The sequence below is a fragment of the Pantoea sp. V106_11 genome (assembly GCF_029967885.1).
Lineage (GTDB): Bacteria > Pseudomonadota > Gammaproteobacteria > Enterobacterales > Enterobacteriaceae > Pantoea > Pantoea ananatis.
Genome location: NZ_JASCAK010000034.1, coordinates 17,191 through 42,080, shown reverse-complemented (window position 1 = coordinate 42,080; position 24,890 = coordinate 17,191). Strand labels below are relative to the sequence as shown.

Below are 24,890 nucleotides of genomic sequence, written 5' to 3'. Positions count from 1 at the left end.
GCGCAGGGATTTCTGACGCCTCAAACGGAGCCATTCATGAGTTTTACGCCTAAAAACCTTACCCAGGGTGGCCAGATTATGGCTTACCGCCTGCGTATGTTCGCGCAGGTGAGTAACTGGATTTTCCACTGGATGTTACTGCTGTTTATTGCCTCTACGGCGTTGCTTTTCTGGCTGACCACGCCCGATGACGTGATGCGAAATGGCTTCTGGTACTGGGCTGCATGGCCGACGCATTCGCTGATGGGACTCAGTCCTGCCAGCGCTACCGCGACCTGGGACATTACCTGGCACTGCGGAGAAGGTACGCAACTGTGTAAGGTTAAAATGACGCCAGAGCAGTTGCTCTCCGATGCCTGGATGCAGGGGATGGGAAATGCCTTTCTGGCCAGCCTCCGTTTTGTGGCCACGATCTGCGGTACCACAGCATGCCTGCTTTACTGCCTGATTGCCTGGTACGTGGGGTACAAAGGCAAAAAAGAAACAGAGGATGAGTTTATATCCGGAATGGAGCTTACGGATAACCTCAAAGTTATTAACCATCTGCTGAAAAAGGCCGGGGAAAAGTCGGATCTACAGGTGGCCGGGCTGCACATGGTCCGCAATGCCGAGATCATGAATTACCTGATTCACGGAACCGTCAACGTCGGGAAATCCACCATTATTCGTTGGCTGCTTGATTACATCCGCAAGCGGGGTGACCGCGCCATCATTTACGACTCGGGCGGTACGTTTGTCGAAACGCACTACGACGAACGCGTGGACAAAATCCTGAACACGCATGACAGACGCTGCGAAAACTGGGTGCTGTGGCGTGAAGGCCGCGAGGTCGTGGATTACGAGAACATGACGGCCGCGCTGATGCCGGTTGAGGGCGACTCGGACCCGTTCTGGGTGTCCTCATCACGGACCATCTTCAGTGATACGGCCATGCAGTTTGCATCTGACCCGAATCGCAACATTGAAAAATTCCTGAAAACCCTGCTGTCCATTGACCTGAAAAGTCTGCGCGAATTCCTGAAGAACACGCCCTCCGCCAACCTGGTGGAGGAGAAAATTGAAAAAACCGCCATCTCGATACGCTCGGTTCTGACCAACTACGCCAAGTCGCTGCGTTACCTGCAGGGGCTCGACAAGGAGGGTAAACCCGAGTTCAGCATCCGGGAATGGATGACAGAGAAGCAGTATGACAACAGCTGGCTGTTTATTTCCACCACGGCCCGTCACCGTAAATCTGTCCGACCTCTGATAACGATGTGGCTTTCGCTGGCCACGCTGTTTATTCAGAGCATGGGCGAGGACAGCAAGCGACGGGTGTGGATTATCGGCGATGAAATTCTGGGCCTGCAGAAACTCCCGGATCTGGGCGAAACGCTGGCCGAGGGCCGTAAGTTTGGTGCCTGTTTTGTACTGGGTATTCAGAACATGCCCCAGCTGATTAACGTCTACGGGCGCGAGATGGCCAAGTCCATTTTTGACCTGCTGAACACGCGCTTTTACGGCCGTTCTCCCAGTTCAGAGGTAGCAGAGATGGTCGAAAAAGACCTGGGGTATCAACGCCGCAGGGAGGCGCGGGAGCAGAACAGCTTTGGTCTGGCGCAGGAGCGTGACGGTATTTCCATCAGCAAGGACAAAGTCAGGGAGCCGGTCGTTGATTATGACCAGATCATGAAGCTGCCCAACCTGCGCTTTTACGTGCGTATGCCGGGCGAGTATCCGGTAGTGAAGCTCAGCCTGAAGTACCGCGAACAGAAGAAATATCATCCTGCGCTCATCGAGCGCGACTTCAAAGACAACCTCAGTCCTGAGCTGGAAAAAATCATCAGCCAGAACGAGCGTGACGCGGTCGGGCTGGGGCTGCGCTTTCCGACCGGCGATGAAATCCTGGAGGGAACCACACACCCGCCGCTGGCATCCGTTGCTGCTGAGTCAGGGGCGGAAGTCAGGCAGCCTGCACCTGTTGCCGCCAGCGTCACGCCTCAGCCTGCACCGGGGCAACACCCAGTACCCGTCCCTCAAAAAGCCCCGTCAGCGGAACCTGCTGAGATTCTGGCTGAAAGTCTGCTCCCTGATAACGTCCGGGCATTTCCCGGTCATGGAGCAGCAGCTTCACGATCTACACCGGCCGTAAGGCCCGTCGCCCGTCCTGAGCCTGACGTGCCGGCAGAAAAAACCGCACCAGTACCGGCAGCAAAAGTAGTTGCCGCGCCCGTACCCCCTAAACCATCGGTCAAAACGACCAGTGCGCTCGACATCCTGGCTCGCCGGGCAAATCTGCCTGCCAACACGGATGACTCCGCGACGGCTGAGGAGGGTACGCAGGGCGAAGCGCCAGAGCTGAACATGGTGGCGGAAAAAGATGATGCAGGGCAGCTCACTGTGCAGACGGCAGGAAACAGTAAAGGCGTGCATGACAGCCGGGAGGAGGCCTACGCGGACCAGTACCGGCAGGCAAACTACCGCATGGCTGAAGATGAAAAAAACATCCTGCGCCACCGTGAAGATTACGAGGCCTGGCAGGAAATGGGCGACCATCATGACCACGGAGATTATGAGCGATGATGACCGTTGCGCCGGTGGCGTCGGCCGCCGATGCTGCCAGTTACTACAGCAGCAAAGATAACTACTATTTTCTCGATGACCTGGAAAGTCAGTGGCTGGGTGAGGGCGCGCGCGAGCTGGGCCTGGAAGGCCCGGTTGACCTGCAGACGTTTACGGACGTGCTGCACGGCAAGCTCCCCAACGGAACGGAGCTGGGCAAAGAGGTGCAGGGCGCGCACGTCCACCGTTCGGGACATGACCTGACGTTTTCCGCCCCTAAAAGCATCTCCATGCTGATACTGGCCGGAGGCGACAAACGCCTGCTGGAGGCACACCACGAGGCGGTGAAAGAGGCGCTGGGGGTGATTGAAAACCTGATAAGCGTGCGGAATACCCGAGACGGCATTACCCGCATCGAACCGACCGGCAAGATGGTGGCCGCGCTGTTCACGCATGACACCTCGCGCAACCTCGATCCGCAGATCCACACCCACGCCGTTGTGGTGAACGCCACCGAACATGAAGGTAAGTGGAAAGCCCTGTCCACCGACTACATACACGGAACCGGGTTCATTGAGACGATTTACAAGCACCAGGTGAAGTTTGGCCAGCTTTACCGCAGTTCGCTGAAGGGAAAAACCGAAGCGCTGGGTTATGAAACGGAGCTGACCGGCGGGCCGCATGACCTCTGGGAGGTTAAAGGCTTTACCGAAACCGTACTGGAGGAGTTCTCTTCACGCCACAGGGAAATTCGCGGCAGCGTAGGGGATGAAGCCAGCCTGAAAAGCCGTGATGTGGCCGCGCTCGACACGCGCCAGCGTAAACAGTCGCTTGATCGCTACGGTGAAGGTGACACCCTGCCTGGAAAGAGTCCGGAAGAGGTCAGGCGGCACGTGCCGGGCGGGGTTTCACCGGAGCGTGAGGGGAAGGTGAAAGGCGGGGAACCGCAGCCGGAATCCGGACCGACAGAGGTGGCCAGTGGCAAAAACGCGGAAATCCCGGTTAAGACCCGCGCATCCGATGCTACTGAAAAGCATCCGGACGTTCAGCAGAAAGCCGATCAGGACTCAGTTTCCGCCGGTAAGTCTGCGCCTGAACCGGAGCAGACAGGTACCACTGTAAAGACCGTCACCGCAGCGCCGGACAAAGCGGAGCCGGTCGATACGGGACTGGCACGGGACATATCGTCTCCCGGCAATGAGCCGATTGTTAAACCTGAAACCGAAAGGGGACGCAGCCGCCTGCAGGCGCGCTGGCAGCGGCAGATGGACGATCTGGGCTTTGACATCAAACAGGTCGTCAGCGATGCCCGGGCGCGTGAGGTTGTGCTGTCAGGCCCTGAAGCCCCTCTGCGCACCGATGCCACAGAGGCCGTCCGGGAAGCCATTTCCGTGCTGAGCGACAGTCAGACCCGGTTTACATATGGTGATCTGCTGGTAACTGCCTTCAGCGCAGGGCAGCATGAAGAGAAAATTCCCGATCTGAAACGCGCCCTGGATAAGGTTATCAGCAGTGGCGAACTGGTGCCGCTGGATGCGGACAAGGGCGTATTCACCTCCCGCATTCACCTGCTTGACGAACTGTCACTGCAGTCTGTTGCGGGCAGTGCGGTCAGAGAAAACGTGGTGGCCAGCTTTCGCGCGCCCAAAGAGCTGGTGCCCGCCCGCTTTGAGAAAGCAATGCAGGCACCGGTGGCCATCCTCAACGCCCCTTCATCAGCGCTGCGTCAGCGGGAAACAGCAGAGCAGCTGGTGACAATGTCACGCGCTCACGGGCGTGACGTGATGGTCATGGCCGCCTCTGCCGAACGCGCCCTGTCACTCGGTAAATCCACGATCCTGAAAGACAGCCTGATGCAGCGCAGCCGGATACTCGGTAACGGCTTCAGCCTCGCGCCCCAGAGTACGCTCGTGGTAGACGGCGCAGAGAAGCTGAGCCTCAAGGAGATGCTGGTGCTGACCGGCGAGGCGCTGGAGAAGAATGCCCAGCTGCTGTTCCTCGACGGGGCGGGACGCACGGCCGCAACAAGTGCGCTGTCTGTCCTGGAGCAGTCGGGCGTCCCGCGTCTGTCACTCAGCGAGCCGTCGCCCGGACTGGCAGCGCGCGTCATCAGTATTGCCGACAAACGTGACCGCTATCAGGCGCTGGCCACGCGCTATGCCGAACTGAGCGGGCCGGAGATGACGCTGAGCGCGACGGTCGCAGGCGAACGTGAGCAGCAGCAACTGAACGGCCTCATCCGGTCGGCGCTGAAAGACGCCGGCAAACTCGGTCAGGAAGAGGTCTCCGTTGAGGCCCGTATTCCGGTTTTTACCACGGCCAAAACCCGTCGTCTGGTAAACACCTACCGGCCCGGGCAGGTGCTGGAAGATCGCTCGGACAAAAATGAGACGCGACATTACGTCATTGACCGTGTTCACGAAGACACCCGCCAGCTGTCGCTCATCGATACTGACGGGGTGGTCAGCGTACAGGATATCCGGACCCTGACGGGAGACTGGCGGCTGTTTGACCGCGAGACACTGCTGGTCTCTGCCGGTGAGAAGCTGTTTGCCGTGGCCGGCGATAAAGAGGCTGGCTTGAAGGCGCGCGATCGTCTGACGGTGGAGTCCGTCAGTGAAGGGCAGATTACCGTCCTGCGCGACGGCCAGAAAAAGCCCGTGACCCTCGAAAGCGGGCGCGCGCTGTACCTGACCCACGCCTACGTCGCCGCGCCCGGCAGCCTCGATAACGATCGCGGCGTGGTGCTGGCCAGCCTCAACGGACGGGATCTGACGGCGAACATGATGAACACCCTGGCGCGCAGCGGGAATGAGGCGGAAATCTTCACGGGCGAGCCGCAGGCCCGGGCGGAAGACCGCATTGAACGGATGCGATCGGTTCGTACGCCGCTGTCGCTGGTACGTGAAGTGAGCGGTAAGGACGACGCTACGGAGGCCGTGACGGCGCTGAAAAGTGCCGTACAGACGGATCTGCAGAAGGCGTTCACGCGCGCCGTGGCCCAGATGCGCGACGTGGCCTTCACCGAGGTTGCGCTGCTGAAGGAGGCCATGAGCTTTGTGCCCGACACGCCCGGACTGCAGCAGATGCTGCGACAGCAGGTGGCGGACAAGGCCCTGATTCGCGTGTCGGTTGACGGTGAGAGCCGCTATGTGGCGCGCGCTACCTGGGAGATGGAAAAGGCGATCGTGACTGAAATCGCGGCGGGAAAAAATGCCGTGCCGCCGCTCATGGAGTCTATTCCGGCGTCACTCACCGCCGGGCTGACCGGCGGACAGGGTGAGGCGACGCACCTTATCCTCGGAAGTAAAGACCGGTTTATTGCCATACAGGGGTATGCGGGCACCGGTAAAACCACCCAGTTCCGGGCGGTAACGTCGGCGCTTGATACGCTGCCTGAGCATGCCCGACCGCAGGTTATCGGACTTGCCCCCACGCACCGCGCGGTGAAGGAGATGCGCAGCGTCGGCATCGAGGCCCAGACCCTGAAGTCATTTATCGTGGACTGGCAGAAACGCACGGCGGAAGGCGAAAGCGTCCGTTTTGAGAACACGCTTTTCCTCATTGATGAGTCATCGATGCTGGGTAACCAGGACACCGCGGCGGCTTACCAGGCTATTTCTTCAGGCGGGGGCCGGGCAGTCTCGGTCGGGGACGTCGCACAGTTTACCTCTCCCGAGAGCGGTGCGCCTTTCCGGCTGGTTCAGGAGCGCAGCCCCATCGACGTGGCCGTGATGAAAGAGATTGTCCGGCAGCGCGATGAAAACCTGAAATCTGCGGTTTACAGCGCGATCGAGAACAAGGGAGCCGCGGCCATTGAAAAAATCATGCAGGTGCTTCCTTCGGTGGTGCCACGATCAGAGCAGGTGGTTCTTCCCGCCCGGTCTGTTGTCGAAACCCAGGCCCCGGTCGAGGCCATTGTGGCGGACTGGACTGGCCGCACGCCCGCTGCACGGGAAAAGACGCTCATCATCGCGCAGCTGAACGAAGACCGTCGCGCCATTAACCAGGGCATTCATGACAGGCTGACTGAACTGAAGGAGCTGGGTGAGAAGGCCGTCACGGTGCCGGTGCTGTCGCGCATCACGGGCGGGCGTCATGACTTCAACCGCACGTCGGCCTGGAGTTCCGGTCAGGTGGTAAAGGTCAACGACAGCTATCTCAGCGTGACGGCGGTTGATTCGGGGATAAACCGGATCGTCCTGCGGGACGAAGGCGGCAGAACACACTTTTATTCTCCCGCCGAGCTGAACGTGACGGAAATCGAGGTTTTCGAGCGCCAGCATATTGAACTGCGGGTGGGAGACAGCGTGCGGATGAACAAAACGCAGAAAGCGGCCGGCCACGCGGCGCATGAGCAGTACCGTGTGCAGGCGCTGCGGGATAACGGCGAGGTGGTGCTGAAGAATGCCGCCGGTGAAAAGGTGATAGAGCCGGGCACCGTGACTGCCGATCAACATCTCGATTATGCGTGGGCGGTGACCGGCTACGGTGCACAGGGGGCCAGTGCAGATTTCGTCATTGCGCTTGAAGGGACTGAGGGCGCGCGTCAGCGCATGAGCGGAATGCGGGCGTTTTACATCAGCCTGTCCCGCGCGGTCGATCACGTGCAGATTTACACGGACGGTCTGTCAGACTGGCTGAACACGCTGCAGAACAGGGACCGGGAGCCGGAGACGGCGCACGACGCGCTCGATCCACAGCCTGAACGCGCCCAGGCGCGGCTCGTATGGGGGATGGGTAAATCTCTGTCTAAAACCGCAATCGGGCGGACGTTCCTGCGTGAACAGGGGCTGAAGCACAATCCCGTTACCGCGCGTATCATTCCGCCCACCAGGAAGTATCCTGCGCCCCATCTGGCCCTGCCTGTCTTTGACGGGAACGGCAAAACGGCAGGCGTCAGCCTGTATCCACTTCAGCCTGACAAGGGTTTGACGGTTAGCGGGACCGGGAGGGATCTGTTCACTGATGGTGCGCAGGCGGCGGTATTCCAGAAAAGCCGTAACGGACAAACGCTGATTGTGACGTCTCTGGCGCAGGGCGTGGAAGCAGCGCGGAGTCATCCGGAAACGGGGGTGGTCCTGCAAACCGGCCGGAAAACGCCATCGGCGCAGTTGCTTAAGGTGGCCGGTGGCCATCCGGAACGCTCCTCACGTCCGGATGCGGCGCTGGTCAGTCTGGTGCGGGCAGAGCTTCAGGATATATTTAAAAACCTGCCTGCTGACGGCCCTGTCCGTGATGATACGGCGTCGCTGCGCGCTGCCCTTGCTGCCCTGGACAAGGCGCTTCCGGCGTCGTTAGTCCGGCCAGCGGAAGACAGGGCAGAAAAAAAGGCACTGGCTGATCTGCAGAGCCTCGCGAAGCAGATTGCGGCGGAAGCGACGGCGAAAGCACTTGCCCGTATTCCGGAAACCGAAGCCGGTGAAAAAGGTGCCATCAGTGCCGCGTTGCTCGAACGGGTGGCGGAAGCCGTCAGGCTGCAAATCCCGGCGCTGCCGGGTGAAAAAGAGCCCGACTATCCCGCACTTGTCCGTCAGGCCGCCAGTGCCATGCCTGCACAGGACGGAAATAAGGCCGGCATCGTCAGAGCCGTGATCAGCGCCCTTGCAGACGGTGGCCTGCCGTCAGATATCCGAATCGCTGCAGGTGAAACGGGGGCCGGAAACATTCCGGCTGCGGTCATCCGGAAAGTCACTGAAGAACATGACCGGTCCGTGCAGCCTTCTCAACGGATGCCGGACGGCCTGACAGAGCGCTCAGTCGCCAGTGCGGCCCGTGAAATGGAACGGCAGAACCTGCTTAACCTGCCTACGGAACCACGCGGCCGCGAACGCAATGAGCCTGTGCCAGAAATGACCCGTAACATCCAGAAAGAGCGTTAATCACCCTTTGGGCCAGACCACACCAGGCCCTTTATCTTCCATCTGCCCCACTTATCGGGGGCAGGTCAATGAACCAAGTCGTCGCCGGTGTGCGACATACGGACACTTATGAAAAAACACGTAAAACTGGTCGCAGCGATGCTGGCCACAGGCTTCACCTGCGCCGTACCGGCTGCCCCTGCTGATTTGACGCCGGTACAGCAGCATGCGTCCGCAGCGGATGATTTTACCCCGGCGCAGCAGGCCCGCATCGGCGAGATAGCCGCTGATTACCTGGTGGCGCATCCGGATGTGCTGATCGAGGTCAGTAAGAAGCTGCAGGCGCGTCAGAACGAAATGAAGCAGAAGGCCTATGCCGACGCTGCCGTAAAAGCCCACCGACTGCTCATGCAGCTCGACGGCGTGCCTGTTGCTGGTCCGGCCGGCGCAAAAGTCATTGTGACGCAGTTTTTTGATTACGAATGTATCGCCTGCAGCATGATGTCGCCGGTGATGGAGAAAGTCATGGCCAGTAATCCAGACGTCAGGTTTGCGTTTCGCGACTGGACGATATTCGCACCGCGCTTTCCGGAATCCACACAGGCTTCACGGCGTGGTCTGGACATTTACCGCCAGAAGGGCGCAGAGGCCTACATAACCTATCACAACGGCATTTACCGTTCTGGCCACAACGAAGGAAAACTGACACCTGAAGACATTGAAACTAATGCTAAGTCTGCGGGTGCAGGGCCGGTTAACACCGAGGGCTATGCCCAGTCTGACAGCCTTATCGCGAACAATGATTCTCTGGCAGAGATGCTGGGGCTGACGGGGACGCCGGGGATTATTGTCATGCCGGCAGAGAACGCTACCGTTGAGAACACGACTGTGATACCGGGCGTGGTCAGCGAAGCGGTAATGCAGCAGGCTATCAACAAGGCTGGGGGGAAATAAAAAAACCGGCAGCTGCAATCGGTGACTGCCGGTATAAAAGATATCAACATCTATTAGGAGGCTGAGACAGTGTCTCAGTCTCTGTTATCGTCTCGGTTACAGAAAGCTTCAATCTTTTCTGTGCTGAAAATCTGGTATCGCGCATGGCGATATAAAAGTTATGTATGCAATTTATTGCTGAGGACTGATTACCCTTTTACCGGACACTTATAAGCAATGTAAGTAGCATTTTTGCGGTGATGTTGGTTATGGAAGTAAAATCTACTGCAAAGTTAAAAATACTTATGGTCCAGCACGTGGTATGTGGTTTAAAAATAACCATGATAGTATGGCTATAAACATCCAAGGAGTTGAGCTTATGCCATTTAACTATCAAAACGATGTTGGTCGCATGCGTCAGGCTACTGTCACTTACTGGCGCAGATTGGCTTCTAGAGTAGTTGGAACAGCACAGAGGACGTCAGATACTAACGCACAGGCGATTTTGCCACCAAATGACAGAAACTGTGTAGCAGTCGTAGATTCCGGTATATATGCCCACTCTCCTGCTGTCGCGATGAATCAGTGGCATTCACCAAGTGTTCGAGCGGTATTCCCTAGCTTAAATGTTCATCCGGCATACAGCCAGGTGCATGACACAGCCGATCTGAAGCACGCCGAAATGAAAATGTTAGATCACTGCATGAGACACATGGGGACAGTGCCTGAATATATTGGTATATCAAAGCCAGCATGCTTACGTTGCACGGTAGTGCTGGTAATAGCGGGAGTCAATTTCAACTCGACGTCAGAGGGTATTTGGAACGCTGGCTGGGCATACCCGGATTTTATCATTAATAACGAAGAAAATTTGAAGAGATTTATTGGTGATGCCGAAACTAAGTTTGTTGCAAACGATGGCAATACTTATGAGGTCCTTGCTGTATATAGCAGCATGACAGACAGACAAAAGAGGGAATATATTTCGAGTCTGAAGTCAGTCCAGAACTAAGTATATTCAGAAAATAAGTTATTTTTCGTCGATGTAGAATGATATGTTATTCAGGATTATGAAGCGAAAAAAAGAAAAAATTATACATCCAACGAAGCAGGTGTTTCATACAGGTAAGGGGGCTAAATGACATTTGATGTTGAAGAGTACAGGAGAATAACAAGACAGATTTTAGTTGATATATCAAGAGTTTGGAGTTTTCGAAAGCTCCTTGCTGCGATGAACCTCTATGGTTCAGGTACGTCAATAGAAGAGATTGCAAGAATTTATGGTGTTAAACCAAAGACCGCAGAAAATTACATCAAAAAATGCAGTGCACTGATAGTTTCGGAAGATAAAGAGATCCAGTACAGACTGAATGTTGCAATGACAACGCCTGACAAACATGCAGGCCCCGAAGAACTCGACATACTAAGGTCATATGTCATACGTAACAATCTCCACAAAGAGGAATGGTTTTTTCTGAACTCAATCAAAAATAGCCAGGTATAAAGCAAGAATTGGTAAAAAATTTCTCTTACCAGATTAATACCTTATCTGGTCCGGCTTTATTTACACAGAGAATGAAGGAATGAAACGGAAAGCGGCTCGGTTTTTCGGTCGCCAGCACCCCGGAAAAGCAGACGGGCACTTTCTTCTGAGGTTACGCTAACGGGGAAGCTTTCAGCACCGTTGGCCAGAAGCCATATAGTGCGCGTTATTCCGTCCGTAAAACCCGTGTGAAGCACGGGTAGCCCTCCTTCTATTTCATAATGTGCATCGCACAAGGCAAGTGGCACTGGATTATGGTTTCCGTGCAAAAAACCTTTCTCAGCGAGAAGAAACTTATAATCATTTCTCCACAGGGTTTCATCGCCGGTTGAGAGCTGCGGTTCATCACCAGACCTCGCCCATGCATTCAGAAACGGCCGTTCACGAACAATTACGACCCATTTTTCAGAATATTGGCGTAAGGACAATTTCATCCAGGCGATTTTTCCGTCTCTAAGTTCGACTGAAAAGTGGCAAACTCTGTCGCCGAACCCGCCATACTCGCGCTCAATCCGACATATTCCGCAGGCGGCAAGCAAAGGATGTTCATTTAATATCTGATCTGTATTCATGAGGTCGCACGCTTGTTATAAGGGCCTTAATCACGACACGGTTAACGGCGATCGGGCTTTTCAGCAATCAGATAGTTCAGGCCGTAAACAACCAGTCCAAGATAAAAGTCCATTGGTACTGAAATCACGCCCGATACGATTGAGGGGCGAGCATTGTTGCGTCCATTCTTTTTCCCCAATAACCGTGTCGTCTGACAGGTAAACATTAAAAGATTGTAACTGTCAGGGCAATATTTCGACAGTTCATGCAGTCCCAAAACCAGACTGTCATCGGTACATAAACTTTCCAAAAACACCCACGGGCATCGACACCTCATTCCCGGACTGAATGTACGCTGCACCGCCATGCGCGTGTATTCAGGTCCATTGAGGGCTGCAGGTGATTTTGAGAATAATCTGGATCGAGGGCGGTTCATTTTTAACCATCCGACACCGCAAAACCCTATTAAATGCTGGATTTAGCCGGTTGCTGCGGGTATGCTTTTCTGACTTCGCCGGGCGGCGATCTATTCAGATCCTTATCAGAATACTGTGGTGGTTGATGATAGGGATGAGCGAAAACCTGTGGCCGGACATGCGCGGTACGGGGAAAGATTTATCCGGATGGGACGTATCCGTAAAAACGTCCAGGGTACAGAGGGCGGGCTTTACCGCGCTCTGAATGCAAAAACCCCCCGAAATCTGTCATCAACTTGGCGGAAGGCGGCAGATATCAGGGGGTCAAAAGCAGGCGCTGGCCTGTGAAGGATTATAACGCATGCATTTCATAAGACAACCCCTGCCCGCCATAAGTCCGGGACAGGGTGAATGACCAGATTTTAATCGGGTTAAACTGCCCGACCCCGGAAGAAGCCAGACGTTGCAGCAGTGACTATTCTGCTGCCGGCATTTGCCCCCCGACCGGGTGTGGCCTGGCTCCTGCTACGTTGCTGAAGTCTGTTTTCCGGCTGAACTGGCCGGCAATACCGCTTCACATCAATACTGTATTGTTCGCTTGTGACACCGGCAGTAATGACGGTGGGCTTCCCCGCGTCTTTTTTCCGGCTTTCCTGTTTACACGTCAGGTGGTCAGTGAAGACCGGCGAGATACCTGTGGCCAGAGAAATGAACGGTCTCAGTATGACAGGGGGGCGCTGTCATGAAACAGAGCAACCCGTTACGGCACTGGAGTCAGCTCAGCACCGAAGAACAGGTGCGTTTCTGGCAGGGCGTTGATGCCGGTGAAACGGCATCGTTTCTCGTCCCGACCGGACCCCGTAAAACCCGTCGCGTAAGGGGCGAACACTCCACGCGAGCGAAATGCGAAAACCCGCAATGGTTCCGGCCGGCGCGCTACAAGCCGGTAGGTGGTCAGATCGGCTACCTTTACAACCGACTGGTGAAAACCGATCCGGAAACCGGCCTAAGCGAGCTGCGTATGCGGATGTCGCTGCACCCTTACTACATGATGAACCGCCAGAAGGCGGGGCGTAAAAACCATTTCAAACCGGAAAAGGCCCGGCTGCTGGATTCTACATGGCCAGTACTACTCAGTTTCTGCGACAAAGGTAAACATTCTGTCGGCATGTGCACGTCGCGGCTGGCTCATGAGGTCAGTCCGAAAGACGAACACGGGAAGGTCATTCCGGAGACGGCCGTCACGGTGAGCCGTATGTCCCGCCTGATTAGCGAACAGGTCCGGTATGGCGTGCTTGCAGCGTCGGAAGAAAAAATGTGGGACCGCGAGTCCGGGCAGTGGCTGCCGAAGTACGTCTGGATCACCGATGCCGGTTTCCGGATGCTGGGCGCGGACATGGCCAGACTCTTAAAAGAGCAGGAAAAGGCGCTGCGCAGGAGCGAGGAACGCCGGCAGATGATAGCGGAAGGGCTGATGAATGAGGATGAAGACATCTCGCCGCATGCCGCCCGACGTCGCTGGTACGACCGTAAGAGGAGTGAGTCGCTAAAGTACCGCCGCCAGCAGGGGGCGATGCGCAAGCGGGCCAACCGGCTGAGCAACCATCCACGGGACGTGCGGGTGTTTGAGATGATGAAACACCTGCGTAAAACGCTGCCTGCAGGCGAGTTGCTGTACTGTACGGACGACCGTCTTGAGAAGCTGGCCATCCGGCAACTTTTTCAGATGCAGCTGTTTGAGGCACACGACACGCACGTTTAGTACGTGACCCCACGTCTTACAAACCATGCCCCTTAACCGGGGCTTTTGCCGTGGTTTTTTTTCAGGCTCCGGCCACGTCTTTGCCATTATTTACTTTTCATGCCGGCCGCGACGTCGTTTATGCGCCGGCAGCGCGCGCAAAACTCTGCTGCCGGCGTTTTATTCACAAAAATCCGCAACGGGATAACGTCAAAAAGCAGCAAACGGATATCAGATAATCTGCAAAACATTCGTAAACACTGTTTTAAGGTCTTCCGGATAAACCCGGAATAATCTCTGTCACCCGCGAGATTGTGGATAAGTGGAAAAGGCCTTCGCTCGCAGCGGCCGCAGGCGTCCGCGCCGCTCAGATTCAGGAGTAGCTCCCGCTGATGCGGGCCCCAAATACAAACATTTTAGTTACATCATACATTAGTTCACTGTAAACAGCACCGGCGCAGTACTGAACTGATGGTGCCCCTCCAGGCAGAGACCTGAGCCGGACCTGATAACCCATCGCCCCCACTGACCAGCCGCCGCCGCCCGGCCCGCAGGGCCGGAACTGCAGTGGCTGATTAATGGGTGTTGTAACTAATGCTTTAGGTGCCGCTGTGAGTAGTATCGCTTCAGGGTACAGTGAACACCCCCCTAAGCGTCAGCAGCAGGCTGCCGACGCCAAGGCCCCGGAAATCACGCCCTTCACGTCGCAGGCGCCGTGAAGCCCGCTCACCGGGGTTAAAAGGGGTTACCTCATTTCTTCATTGCTGAAAATCCGCAAGGCTGTTCAGGGAAAGGTAGGGAATGTTACGATTTATAGGTCTGTAACCGGCTCCGCCGGGCGTACGGCGCCGTTCAGCATCTGCGCCCTCTTTTACGTCATCTGGCGCCTTTATGCCGCTTAGGCGGCATTCTGCTTAAACTGCTATTATCCCACCCTAATACTTATTTTTATTCGGATAACCATGGACAGAGATAATAACCGCGGCATGCGTGACTGGCTCATTTTTATTCGCACTGCCGAAACAGGCAGTCTTTCGGAGACAGCCCGTCAGCTAGACATGAGTACGGCGGCAGTCAGTAAATCCATCAGCCGTTTTGAACGATATCTCGAAACAGTACTCTTTACCCGGACATCGCAGGGCATGAGGCTTACGGAGACAGGCTTAACCACACTCGCGCGGGCAAGGGACATTACAGTGTCCTTTCATGCGCTGCTTGAGGAAATCCGTAATCCGGAAAGAGAAATTAAAGGCGCTGTCCGGCTGGCGGCGCCCGCCATCGTGTGTGAATTCCTTGCCGGTGAATGGTGCAATGATTATACGCAGGCTCACCCCCGCGTCAGGGTGTTTCTTGATGCCCGCGAGCGCACCGATCTCCGCTCTGACTCTCCGGAACTGGACGATGTGGTCTTGCGCAGCGGACGCATAGAGAGCGAAGATCTGGTTCACAGAAAACTCAGCCCGATAAAACTCCTGATTTGCGCAAGCCCCGATTATATCAGGCGGAATCCTGCTATTTCACACCCGTGTGATTTGGAAAGACATACTCTTTTTGGGATGCATAATAACGGACTCGCCGGCCCGCTGATGCTTTCCTGTGGAGATGAGTCATATCTTCTGGAGAGTTCAGCAGAAAACGGGTTGTCATCCAATAATCTGCTGGCCATGTTCAATCTGGCCCTTAAGGGAAAGGGTATCAGTCTGGCAACGCCCGGCTGGCTGGCTGCGCCTTATCTTTCGCGGGGGCAACTCGTATCTGTTTTGCCTGAGTGGCGTATACCTGATTTGCCCGCTTGGCTTATATGGCGCCAGCACCCGCGTCAGAACATTCTCTTCACCCACTTTCGGGACTATATTGAGCGATGCTGGAATATGCGGCCACAGATTGATAAGAGTCACCTTAAAAGTGATCATGACACGAGATAGTGGGGGCGAGTAAGCCAAATACTCTCCTTTCAGAAAACCTAAGAGGTTCCTGTATCTGTACTCCGAGCCTTTCCTTAAAGTTAACCCCTCTTTAACTCCAGAGCAGTTCCCCCCCCAGTCTGATTTCTATAACATGCCCACCGCCTGATGACACAGGCGGTGGCCTTCCTTCTTGTTCCGGCACGATGCCGGCAGGACTTTGCCAGTCAGGTGTGCCGTCTCGTTCCCAGTGCAGCATGTCTTAACGGAGAGCATATGAAAGTTACTGCGGGGCGGCATGTCAGCCTGATAAGCGCAGAGGATTTCGCCATGAGGCTTGGCCGCTATGGCTTTACAGAATGTGCAGACTTGCGACGCTTTTTGCTGCTCGTATGCGATGAACATCCCGGAGCGTGCGAAACGCTCTATATATGGGCAAGGCTTTGTGAGTGCCTTGAGCATCACGATAACGGCAGCGCGTGGTTTGCTGACCTGCGCGTAATGAAGCTGACAGCGCGCTCTGCGCTTGAGCACTGGCAGGTGAAACTTTCCACTGAAATGGGTGTTTACCGCGCTCTGTTTACTTTTGGTTAAGGGGATGAAATTGAAGCAGCCATGCAAGTCTTTTTTTGGAACGGCCAGAGCACTGCTGCTGGCGCTTACCGCATGCATCCCGCTCAGCTGTATGGCAAAAGGCGGTATCACGGTCAGCGGCACGCGTTTTATCTTTCCCGCTGGCGCAACCCGCATCAGCGTGCGGATTGCGAACACCTCAGATGTGGGTAACTACCTCATTCAGTCTTGGGTTGACGATGCTACAGGACATAAAAGCGGAAATTTCGTGGTGACCCCACCTCTGTATCTCAGTAAGCCCGAAAGTGAAAACATGCTCAGCCTCATCCGCACAGGCGGAAGCTTTCCCGCTGACCGGGAGACGCTGTTTTACCTGATGGTTAAAGTCATCCCCTCAGTAGACGATAGCAGGAACGCGGACAAGGCCGTTATTCACGTGTCAACGGTGACGCAACTTAAATTATTTCTCCGACCGTCAGGGCTGAAGCCCGCGCCCGGAGAGGCTCCCGGGCGTCTGACGTTCAGCCGCACAGGAAGCCTGTTGACAGTGCATAATCCGACGCCCTACTACCTCACGCTGACACATCTGAGTGCAGGCGTGAAGAATCTCAGGGATGTCATGGTTTCTCCTCTGAGCAGCACAACGCTGCCGCTTCCGGACGGCAGCGGGTCGGTCCTGACTCTGCACAGCATTAACGATTACGGTGGTGTCAGTGAGCCACTGGCATTCAGCATAAATCCGTGACATGGCCTGCAACATGAAAGTTACACTCAGAAGAATGAGGCCGGACCTTAGCATGCTTGCGTGCTGTGTGATGGCAGCGCTTCCCTTCGGTGCATCCGCCGCGCTGCACTTCGAGCCATCAATGATTTCCGGTGAGTACAGCGTGGCGAGCCTGTCGGCTTTTGAGCAGGGGGCTGCATTGGCGCCGGGCCGCTATCCCGTTGATATCTACGTTGACGGTAACCGGGTCGGGCGGCGAACGCTGGCGTTCAGCCTTGCCGACACCCCGGACCCGCATGACCACAGTGGGCTGCATGCCTGCCTGACCGGTGACGTTCTGGCTCTCACCGGCGTTAAGATGGCAGCGTTTCCGTCCCTCCAGCAGGCAAGCGCGGGCGGGTGTGTTCCCCTCGAGAAAATTATTCCCGGGTCGTTCATGACCTTTGACACAGATGCCATGCGTCTCAATATCAGCATTCCTCAGGCGGCCCTGGTGCACCGTCCACGGGGCTGGGTCTCTCCTGCGTACTGGGACGAGGGCATAAATGCCGCGCTTCTGGGCTGGCAGGTAAGTGGCAGCCGTAACGACGGTGAGTACGGAAGCAGCAACAGCGATTACCTTTACCTGACCAGTGGCCTGAACCTCGGAGCATGGCGGCTGCGGGACAACAGCACCTGGAGTCGCAGCGAGAACCCCTACCAGAGCCATAACCAGTGGCGACATATCAACACCTGGGCTGAGCGAACCATTATTCCGTGGCGCAGCGAACTGCTGCTGGGAGACGCCACCACCCGTGACACGATTTTCGACGCCTTTTCCTTTCAGGGTGTGAGGCTGGCAACCAGTGACAGCATGTATCCGGAGAGCGTACGGTCGTATGCGCCGGTAATCAGAGGGGTCGCGGCCAGTAACGCCCGCGTCAGCGTTATTCAGAACGGCAACGTGATTTACCGGACCTTCGTGGCACCGGGTGCTTTTGTAATAGACGACCTGAATACCGTGAGCAGCGCCGGCGACCTGACTGTTGACGTCCGCGAGGCTGACGGCAGCCTGCGGGTTTTTACAGTGCCTTATTCATCCCTTCCCGTCCTGCAGCGGCAGGGTCATGTGCGTTACGCCCTGACAGGCGGTCGTTACCGGAGTGCCGGTCGCGACACGGAACTCCCCGCTTTTATGCAGGCAGAACTACAGTGGGGGCTGCCCCACAACGTCACCGTTTACGGCGGCATGCTTCAGGCATCGCGATACCATTCAGTCGCGCTGGGAGCAGGTATTAATCTGGGGGAGTGGGGTGCCCTGTCAGCGGACCTGACGCAGGCCAACAGTATTCTGGCTGACCAGTCCCGCCACCAGGGGCAGTCGGTTCGTTTTCTTTATTCCCGTTCGCTGCTGACTACCGGAACCACCTTCCAGCTGGCCGGCTACCGGTACTCGACTCAGGGGTATCACACCTTCAGCGAAACCGCAGAGCGCAACATGTCGGGATGGAACGGTGAAGACGTGGAAGTCGATGCGACCGGCCGTCTCGTTCGTCCGGACTGGAGCCAGTATTACAACCTCTATAACAGCCGACGGCAACAGGTCACCGTCAGTGTTTCCCAGTCGCTTGGAACGCTCGGTTCAGCCTATGTGAACGGCAGCCATCAGACATACTGGCAGTCCGGCGCCAGCACCGACAGCCTGCAGGTGGGACTGAGCAGCACCTTTCACAGCGTTAACTGGAGTTTTTCATGGGGGTACAGCCACGTCAGCGGACAGCCGGATGCCGACCGCTCGCTTTACCTTGCGCTGTCAGTGCCGCTAGGCAGTTCAGGCCCGACCCCGGTTTATGTCAGCACCAGCGCAAACCGCGACAGTGACGGGAACACGACAACGCAGGCTGCAGTCAGCGGGACAGCAGACAGTGAGCAGGTGTCATGGGCCGTCAGTCAGGGGTACGGACGCCGTGACGGCGACAGCGGCGACGCCAGTGTAGATTACAGCGGCACTGACGGCAGTCTGTCAGCCGGCTACGGTTACAGTCGGCATTACAGGCAGGTCCGCTACGGGGCCAGTGGCGGGGTAATACTGCACAGCGGCGGCGCCACATTCGGACAGCTGCCGGGAGAGACCAGCGTGCTCGTTGATGCGCAGGGGGCAGCCGGCGCGAATATTGCTGACACACAGGGCATTCACACCGACAGCCGGGGCTATGCCATCGTCCCTTATGCCAGCCAGTACATAAAAAATGACGTGGCGCTTGACGTCAGCACGCTGGATAACCATACCGATATCGACAATCCGGTGGCCAGCGTTGTGCCAACCGAGGGCGCTATTGTCCGGGCGCGTTTCCGTGTGCACCGCGGTGCTCACGCACTGCTGACCTTGCTGCACAACGGCAAACCGTTACCCTTCGGAGCAACCGTGAGCAGCAGCAGTGGCGGCGGACTGGTGGGCGACGGCGGACAGGTCTACCTCACGGGCCTTTCATCACACGACACTCTGAAGGCAGAGTGGGGCTCCGGACCTGACCAGCAGTGCAGGGTCCGCCTTAGCCTGCCGCCGGATGCGAAAAACTTGCCGCTGCTGCAGCAGCATGTTAACTGCAGATAAGCTTAACTCAGGGCATCAGGCCCCTCAGACCACTAAAGGAAATAAATAATGAAACATTTTATCCGCTACTCACTCGCGCCGCTGGCCATTCTTCCGCTGCTTGGCCTGTCCGTTACCGCCCGGGCAGCCGGCCCAACACCAACGACAACGAACTCTACCACGGTCAACATCACCGCAACCGTGGTGGATAACACCTGTGAAGTGGACGCCGCCAATCCGTGGACGCTGGATAATATCAAGGTCAGCGACATCATGAATGATACAGCGAGGGCGGTTAAGCCAGTGACGATTGTACTGAAAAACTGCGGGACGGGTGTAAGCGGTATTGACGTTTCGACGGATGACGCGGCTGTCGATGGACAGGGTCTGATAGCAAATCAGGCCAAATCAACAGACAGGTCATCTGCAAGCAACGTGAAAGCGGAGATTCTGGCCGGGGATAACGCAACCTCAGCCGGGGCAGTGCTGACACCCACAACTCCGATTAAATTTAAAGAAAAAGACGGTTCCCCACTTAAATTCAACGTAAAACTTCTGCCTGCAGGTGGTGCAAAGCCTACCGCAGGGAACTTCATGGCTAACGTAGCTCTGAAGCTGGCCTACGAGTAACAGAATACAGGTTAACTTTCCGGGCCTTAAGGAGGATGGTCCATTGACGGCCCGGCAGGTTAAAAAGGGAAGAATAAGTCAATAATTTAAATGCTTGATGGTAGTGCAAACTGTCAGCCACAGAAATGACGGGGTGAAAATGAACAGAATGATAGTAATCTGCTATTTACTAACGTTGGGATACAATGCCAGCGCTCAGGCAACCACTCCTGTGAAGATTTCGGCTACCGCGCCGGGAATAAAAAATGGCCCAATTAATTGGGATAAACCATGGTGGCCGTGGGACGGGCCGAATTTAGTGTGTTGTAAGTACGACTCCAATGTTCAAGTTACAGTCCAGGGTGTAACTCAACCTTGTTACTGCAGTGATGGATCAGATAATCGAGGGTTTGAGGTACCCAAAAGAATGCCTACCGGCACACCCTTTGTATTGACAAACCCAACTGAAAGTGAGCGAACAGTAGAGCTTACGTTTTATGAATCAGGACGAGCGGGTACATGGCAGTCATACGGTGATTCGACATTGAAAGTGCCAGCTGGTAGCTCATTCTCTGCGTTGGTGGAGACTCAGGTACAGACAACACTTCATGGACAGGAACGTCAGATTATGGAGTTAGCACGGCCTGAAGAGCCTGGCGGTGTACTCACTTTCATACCTGATAAAACAGATGGCACGCAGGGAGAAATAGCTGGCCAAGGCAATAATGTAGTTCCTTACCGTATTGACGGTGCGGAGTGGAAAGATAGCAGGTGGGTTGCCAAAAATACAGCACCGATGATGCTAATATTGAATCCTGGCCAGCAGAAGCTAAAGCCGGGCACTTATTCCGGTACATTAAATGTTAAACTTGACATTCCTTAGGTTCCGGAGAAGCGAAATAAAGCAGAAATGAAGAATCAGTTCGACGCAGAAGTTTTTTTTTAACATCCTGAAATCAGCAGTCAAACGCGATGAATTCCAAGTTACTATAAATCTTAACCTACTAACCATCCTGAATGCAATGCTGAATAAATAATGAAGCATGGGATCCGTTGTATCACCAACATGCTTCGTCATCGGGCTCAAAGACAGTTGTTATGCTAAAACTAAAGGGCAGGATCGTCTACCAAGGCGCGAGCAGTAATTATTTAATTTATAGAAGGCTAAATATAAATGGTATGAAAAATTAAAAATGCGCACAAAATTCCAGCTATTGCGTTAAAGAAACACTCCTAAAATCTCTAAGAGCAAAAAAAAGAGAATATGTGAATCAAAATATTAAGATAAGGGAAGTAAGAATTTAAAAAAATCAATTCAAACAGATGGTTGCCATCAAATGTTCATGTGCTTAAAATTAGCAATGTTCAAAATATGCTTAGGGTAAGTCAAGAAAGATGAAGAGCAAAAACTTGGTTATTCTTACATTTTTTAGGATTTTTATTAAAAAAACAATAAAATAATTAATTATGTTAATAATTTAAGATATGATTTTTCACTCTTAAAGATAAAAAAAAAGAGTAGAAAACATGAAAAAAACAAGTTTTGTAATATTAATTTCTGCCATTTCATTTGGTGTTTTAGCTAAACCTGGTTTCGTTAATTCAGGTCAAGAAACATATTTTAATGATGGGTTCAGGGGACCGACCCCGGCCTTGACGAGTATTGAACAAGCTAAATCCTTACATGACGATGCATGGGTGGTCTTAGTAGGTCATGTCATTAAACAAGTTGGTCATAAACTATACGGGTTCAGAGATAGCAGTGGTAGTACTTATGTCGAAATTGATGATAAATACTGGATGGGCCAGACTGTTTCTCCTGAAAAAAAGTACGTATTGAGGGCGAAGCTGAAAAAAATGGAATAACTTTTAGATTGATGTAAAAAATAGAAATTGTACAATAACAGTTTTTAAAATTAAATTTACAGGGGTGATTTTATTTTAATGAATTAATTTAGTGACGCCGCTAAGATGAAACGTCCAGAATAATGACAAAAGCAATCATTAATATCACCACTGAGAGTAAAGGATGTTCCCACCAAAAAACCAACAAGATAAAATCCACGAATATTCATATTTTCCATGCGCTTAACAACTGAAGCTTTCTTTCTGTTTACAATGCGGAATAATTATAACTCAACAACAAATTTCAAATGTTTATGCCTTGTAATAGAGTTTATTTTCAAATTCAATAAGTAGGATTTTTTAAATATACGGCTTCGGTTAATTAAAATGATGGAGATTTATCATGTATATGTTCCTCCCCTTTCTTATTGCTTTCGGTACAGTTCTTAGTACTATTTTCAGAAAAAAGAAGTTCTCTTATGTGATGTGATTTTTATTGTTAGTAATCAATCTCTTATGGTTAAAATACCATGCAACCGATCCTTTAGATTTATCTTTTTAAATGGAGCTTAAGTGTGACTAATTCTCTAAAAGCTAAAAAAGAAATTCTTTATTACTCAGTTTAAATTTAATGGGTCTGTTAGGTATTAGCGCTACGCTTTTAGTGGCTTTTTATTATCAGTTAATGATAAAAGATTTACCTTGTCCTATGTGTTTGTTACAACGTGTCGGGCTGATGCTCATCGGATTTGGCTTCTTATTTAATGTTCGTTTCGGCATTAAAGATATTCATTACGGATTTGCCTTGATTGGTTGTGTGCTCACTTGCTCGATAGCAGCACGACAAATGTTTTTACATATTCTACCCGGTGATCCTGGATATGGGTCGATTTTTATGGGTTTGCATTTTTATACATGGGCTCTTATTACATCTTTATTCGCCGTTTTTGCTATCGCCATTTTACTGATGTTGAGTAAAGATGATATTAATGTAGGGAAACCATTGGGCATTCCACTATGGGGGAAATTTTCAATTCTGCTTTTTACGGTGATGATAGTAGCCAATCTGATATCGACCGTTCTTGAATGTGGCAGCGGACAATGCGCTGAAAATCCAACATATTATCAATTAATTGGGAAATAATTTATATCATATAGACACCATCTTTTGGTGTCTATTTTACACAAATAAAATAATTAAAATGCAAAATGGGTTGAGTAGACCGGGACAGACCTGTCAGCCTGCAGGCACGGCGTTACGACAGACCCGTTGCCTCAAACATTGCTTTCACAGCTTTCCGCTTCTGGTCTGTCGTCAGAACTTTCGGCCCAGCGCTACCTGAATCGCCTCCCTATGCGGCATGACTTCGGCGAGCAGTATCCTAAGACGGGCGTTCTCCTCGTCAAGTGATTTAAGTCGCTTTGCCTCAGGGACTCCCATGCCGCCAAATTTCTTGCGCCAGATGTAGAAAGTAGCGTCTAAAAAACCATACTGCGACAGAGTTGCCGGGCAGAAACGCCGGCTTCAGCCTCGCGGAGAATACTGATGATCTGTTCGTCGGAAAAACGCTTCTTCATGGGGATGTCCTCATGTGGCTGATGAAGACATTACTAACATCGCGGTGTATTAATCAACGGGGAGCAGGTCAGTGGCCACCTACATGCTCAGTTTGGTGAGACAATGACCTTTCTCCGCGTCCGCGCTATTGCACAAAGTGACGTAAGCACAAAAAGCCCTAAAGTGAACGTATTTCCTGATAGTACGTTTAATCAGAAAGCTTATTTCTTAATTAGATTTATTCTACGAAATCTGTGCCGTACTAGTTTTTGGATTTTTTTAATTTAATTATACTCAATTTTGTCTAAAAATATTGGTATATAATATGAGCGCTTATTGTAAGGGACTTGGAGCATAATGAACAAAAAAGATCTCATTTCTGTCATTATTTGTGTGGCAATCTTTGGCCTGACTTACGGCCTTAGCGCACCGTTGATCGCCGCACGATTGCAGGATAATGGTTTCAGCGAAAGCTATATCGGACTCAATGCCGCGATGCAGGCTATTGGCGTTTTTGCTGTCGCACCTTTTATTCCTCGTCTCTTTCAGCGCTTCCACCCAAGGCTGCTTTTGGGGACTTCGCTTGCCGCCGTGGCCGTCATCATGTTGCTTTTTACCTGTTTGCCTTTTATTTACTGGTTCGGACTCCGGCTTGCTTTGGGCATTTTCAGTGAGATTATAATGGTGCTCACAGAAACCTGGATCAATGACGCGACCGTTGAGCAGGCAAGGGCAAGAACAATGGCATGGTACACCGCCGGCATTTCAACAGGGTTTGCCAGTGGCCCGTTAATACTGACCCTTAGCGCAAGCCAGAGCAATTTTCCTTTCTTTATCGGCACGGCCATTGTTCTCCTGGCGTTGGTGCTGGTTAAGCTGCTGGGCATGGCGCAGCATCACTCGTCAACCAGCCACGCTATTGGCTTTCTGAAAAGCATCCGTATCGCCTTTTTAATGATCGTTGCCACGGGGTTAAATGCTGCCGTCGAAGTGGCCGGACTTAATTTTTTACCGCTTTATGCCGAGTCCCATGGCTGGAGTCGACAACATGCCGTTGGATTAATTTCGGTTCTGATGTTGGGTGCCATTCTCTTACAGCCTGTGGTTGGCATGATTGCTGACAGCGTTGACCGCCGACGACTCATCGTCATACTGGCGCTGTTGTCCACGGTGGGAGCGGCCATCTGGCCATGGTTATTATCCTGGCCGGTTGCGGCTTATCTGATCCTCTTTGTGTGGGGTGGGCTGTTCGTGGGGATCTATACCGTCGCAATAACCTGGGCAGGCGCGACATTCAGTGGAGCAGAGCTCGCAGGCGTATATGCCGCCGCCTCGGTAGCATGGGGCACAGGGGCTCTACTTGGGCCGCTGCTGTGTGGCCTTGCCATGTCAGCAACGCAGAATGGCTTGCCGCTGATGGTCGGTGCGCTTTGCGGCCTCTTCTGTTTAATGGCCGCAGTAGATCTGCGTATTCATGGCCCCGGACGAGCCTGATAAGTCGTTACCGCCTTTGTCCTG

The 24,890-nt window shown here is 53.5% G+C and carries 17 protein-coding genes and 1 pseudogene; 16 read left to right on the top strand and 2 right to left on the bottom strand.

Features of this window, described 5'->3' with window-relative positions; translation table 11 throughout:
• The first annotated feature begins 36 nt into the window (after window positions 1–36).
• The 5 genes from traD (at window position 37) to QLG08_RS17960 (ending at window position 10,839) form a co-directional block, all read left to right on the top strand.
• Window positions 37–2,562 (top strand): type IV conjugative transfer system coupling protein TraD, encoded by a 2,526-nt coding sequence (gene traD, locus QLG08_RS17980; protein ID WP_282473060.1) that lies wholly within the window; start codon window positions 37–39, stop codon window positions 2,560–2,562.
• Window positions 2,559–8,423 carry a MobF family relaxase gene (gene mobF, locus QLG08_RS17975; protein WP_282473059.1) on the top strand — a complete coding sequence of 1,955 codons (5,865 nt, stop codon included), beginning with the start codon at window positions 2,559–2,561 and terminating at the stop codon, window positions 8,421–8,423. The genes traD and mobF overlap by 4 nt, the downstream gene beginning before the upstream one ends.
• A gap of 108 nt (window positions 8,424–8,531) precedes the next feature.
• On the top strand, window positions 8,532–9,356 hold the full coding sequence (locus QLG08_RS17970; RefSeq protein ID WP_282473058.1) for a thioredoxin domain-containing protein: 825 nt from the start codon (window positions 8,532–8,534) through the stop codon (window positions 9,354–9,356).
• Window positions 9,357–9,714: 358 nt separating this feature from the next.
• Window positions 9,715–10,347, top strand: a complete 633-nt coding sequence (locus tag QLG08_RS17965) for a nucleic acid/nucleotide deaminase domain-containing protein (RefSeq protein WP_282473057.1) — start codon at window positions 9,715–9,717, stop codon at window positions 10,345–10,347.
• 126 nt (window positions 10,348–10,473) lie between these two features.
• The gene (locus QLG08_RS17960) at window positions 10,474–10,839 is read left to right on the top strand and encodes a hypothetical protein (protein WP_282473056.1); all 366 of its coding nucleotides are present in this window, start codon (window positions 10,474–10,476) and stop codon (window positions 10,837–10,839) included.
• A gap of 56 nt (window positions 10,840–10,895) precedes the next feature.
• On the opposite strand, the gene QLG08_RS17955 is transcribed toward QLG08_RS17960, so the two are convergent.
• The gene (locus tag QLG08_RS17955; RefSeq protein ID WP_282473055.1) at window positions 10,896–11,450 is read right to left on the bottom strand and encodes a hypothetical protein; all 555 of its coding nucleotides are present in this window, start codon (window positions 11,448–11,450) and stop codon (window positions 10,896–10,898) included.
• Window positions 11,451–12,588: 1,138 nt separating this feature from the next.
• Here QLG08_RS17955 and repA point away from each other — a divergent pair.
• From repA to QLG08_RS17910, 10 genes are all read left to right on the top strand, one after another.
• Window positions 12,589–13,608, top strand: a complete 1,020-nt coding sequence (gene repA, locus QLG08_RS17950; RefSeq protein ID WP_282473054.1) for a plasmid replication initiator RepA — start codon at window positions 12,589–12,591, stop codon at window positions 13,606–13,608.
• Between the two features lie 941 nt (window positions 13,609–14,549).
• Entirely contained in the window at window positions 14,550–15,512 is a 963-nt protein-coding gene (locus QLG08_RS17945) for a LysR family transcriptional regulator (RefSeq protein WP_110015883.1), read from the top strand.
• A 255-nt stretch (window positions 15,513–15,767) separates the two neighbouring features.
• Window positions 15,768–16,085 carry a hypothetical protein gene (locus QLG08_RS17940; protein WP_110015885.1) on the top strand — a complete coding sequence of 106 codons (318 nt, stop codon included), beginning with the start codon at window positions 15,768–15,770 and terminating at the stop codon, window positions 16,083–16,085.
• Window positions 16,086–16,095: 10 nt separating this feature from the next.
• Window positions 16,096–16,809 carry a fimbria/pilus periplasmic chaperone gene (locus QLG08_RS17935; RefSeq protein WP_272847759.1) on the top strand — a complete coding sequence of 238 codons (714 nt, stop codon included), beginning with the start codon at window positions 16,096–16,098 and terminating at the stop codon, window positions 16,807–16,809.
• A 52-nt stretch (window positions 16,810–16,861) separates the two neighbouring features.
• The gene (locus QLG08_RS17930) at window positions 16,862–19,381 is read left to right on the top strand and encodes a fimbria/pilus outer membrane usher protein (protein ID WP_282473053.1); all 2,520 of its coding nucleotides are present in this window, start codon (window positions 16,862–16,864) and stop codon (window positions 19,379–19,381) included.
• A gap of 48 nt (window positions 19,382–19,429) precedes the next feature.
• Window positions 19,430–19,990: a fimbrial protein gene (locus tag QLG08_RS17925; protein WP_110015891.1), complete on the top strand. Its 561-nt coding sequence runs from the start codon at window positions 19,430–19,432 to the stop codon at window positions 19,988–19,990.
• A gap of 406 nt (window positions 19,991–20,396) precedes the next feature.
• Window positions 20,397–20,852, top strand: a complete 456-nt coding sequence (locus QLG08_RS17920; protein ID WP_272847757.1) for a hypothetical protein — start codon at window positions 20,397–20,399, stop codon at window positions 20,850–20,852.
• A 644-nt stretch (window positions 20,853–21,496) separates the two neighbouring features.
• Window positions 21,497–21,835, top strand: a complete 339-nt coding sequence (locus QLG08_RS17915) for a NirD/YgiW/YdeI family stress tolerance protein (RefSeq protein WP_272847756.1) — start codon at window positions 21,497–21,499, stop codon at window positions 21,833–21,835.
• A gap of 475 nt (window positions 21,836–22,310) precedes the next feature.
• A complete protein-coding gene (locus tag QLG08_RS22720; RefSeq protein WP_233255885.1) occupies window positions 22,311–22,376 on the top strand; it encodes a DUF5993 family protein in 66 nt (21 codons plus the stop codon).
• A 69-nt stretch (window positions 22,377–22,445) separates the two neighbouring features.
• Complete coding sequence (locus QLG08_RS17910; RefSeq protein ID WP_210487912.1) at window positions 22,446–22,958, top strand: disulfide bond formation protein B; 513 nt, start codon at window positions 22,446–22,448, stop codon at window positions 22,956–22,958.
• Window positions 22,959–23,073: 115 nt separating this feature from the next.
• Here the strand turns inward: QLG08_RS17910 and QLG08_RS17905 are convergent.
• Window positions 23,074–23,392, bottom strand: a pseudogene (locus QLG08_RS17905) (transposase); the annotation flags it as partial.
• Window positions 23,393–23,729: 337 nt separating this feature from the next.
• Here QLG08_RS17905 and QLG08_RS17900 point away from each other — a divergent pair.
• Complete coding sequence (locus tag QLG08_RS17900; protein WP_282473052.1) at window positions 23,730–24,866, top strand: MFS transporter; 1,137 nt, start codon at window positions 23,730–23,732, stop codon at window positions 24,864–24,866.
• Window positions 24,867–24,890 lie beyond the last annotated feature (24 nt).

Coding starts and splice junctions, on each gene's coding strand:
- traD (WP_282473060.1), top strand. CDS start 37: ATGAGTTTTACGCCTAAAAACCTTACCCAGGGTGGCCAGATTATGGCT.
- mobF (WP_282473059.1), top strand. CDS start 2,559: ATGATGACCGTTGCGCCGGTGGCGTCGGCCGCCGATGCTGCCAGTTAC.
- QLG08_RS17970 (WP_282473058.1), top strand. CDS start 8,532: ATGAAAAAACACGTAAAACTGGTCGCAGCGATGCTGGCCACAGGCTTC.
- QLG08_RS17965 (WP_282473057.1), top strand. CDS start 9,715: ATGCCATTTAACTATCAAAACGATGTTGGTCGCATGCGTCAGGCTACT.
- QLG08_RS17960 (WP_282473056.1), top strand. CDS start 10,474: ATGACATTTGATGTTGAAGAGTACAGGAGAATAACAAGACAGATTTTA.
- QLG08_RS17955 (WP_282473055.1), bottom strand. CDS start 11,450: ATGAATACAGATCAGATATTAAATGAACATCCTTTGCTTGCCGCCTGC.
- repA (WP_282473054.1), top strand. CDS start 12,589: ATGAAACAGAGCAACCCGTTACGGCACTGGAGTCAGCTCAGCACCGAA.
- QLG08_RS17945 (WP_110015883.1), top strand. CDS start 14,550: ATGGACAGAGATAATAACCGCGGCATGCGTGACTGGCTCATTTTTATT.
- QLG08_RS17940 (WP_110015885.1), top strand. CDS start 15,768: ATGAAAGTTACTGCGGGGCGGCATGTCAGCCTGATAAGCGCAGAGGAT.
- QLG08_RS17930 (WP_282473053.1), top strand. CDS start 16,862: ATGCTTGCGTGCTGTGTGATGGCAGCGCTTCCCTTCGGTGCATCCGCC.
- QLG08_RS17925 (WP_110015891.1), top strand. CDS start 19,430: ATGAAACATTTTATCCGCTACTCACTCGCGCCGCTGGCCATTCTTCCG.
- QLG08_RS17920 (WP_272847757.1), top strand. CDS start 20,397: ATGCCTACCGGCACACCCTTTGTATTGACAAACCCAACTGAAAGTGAG.
- QLG08_RS17915 (WP_272847756.1), top strand. CDS start 21,497: ATGAAAAAAACAAGTTTTGTAATATTAATTTCTGCCATTTCATTTGGT.
- QLG08_RS17910 (WP_210487912.1), top strand. CDS start 22,446: ATGGGTCTGTTAGGTATTAGCGCTACGCTTTTAGTGGCTTTTTATTAT.
- QLG08_RS17900 (WP_282473052.1), top strand. CDS start 23,730: ATGAACAAAAAAGATCTCATTTCTGTCATTATTTGTGTGGCAATCTTT.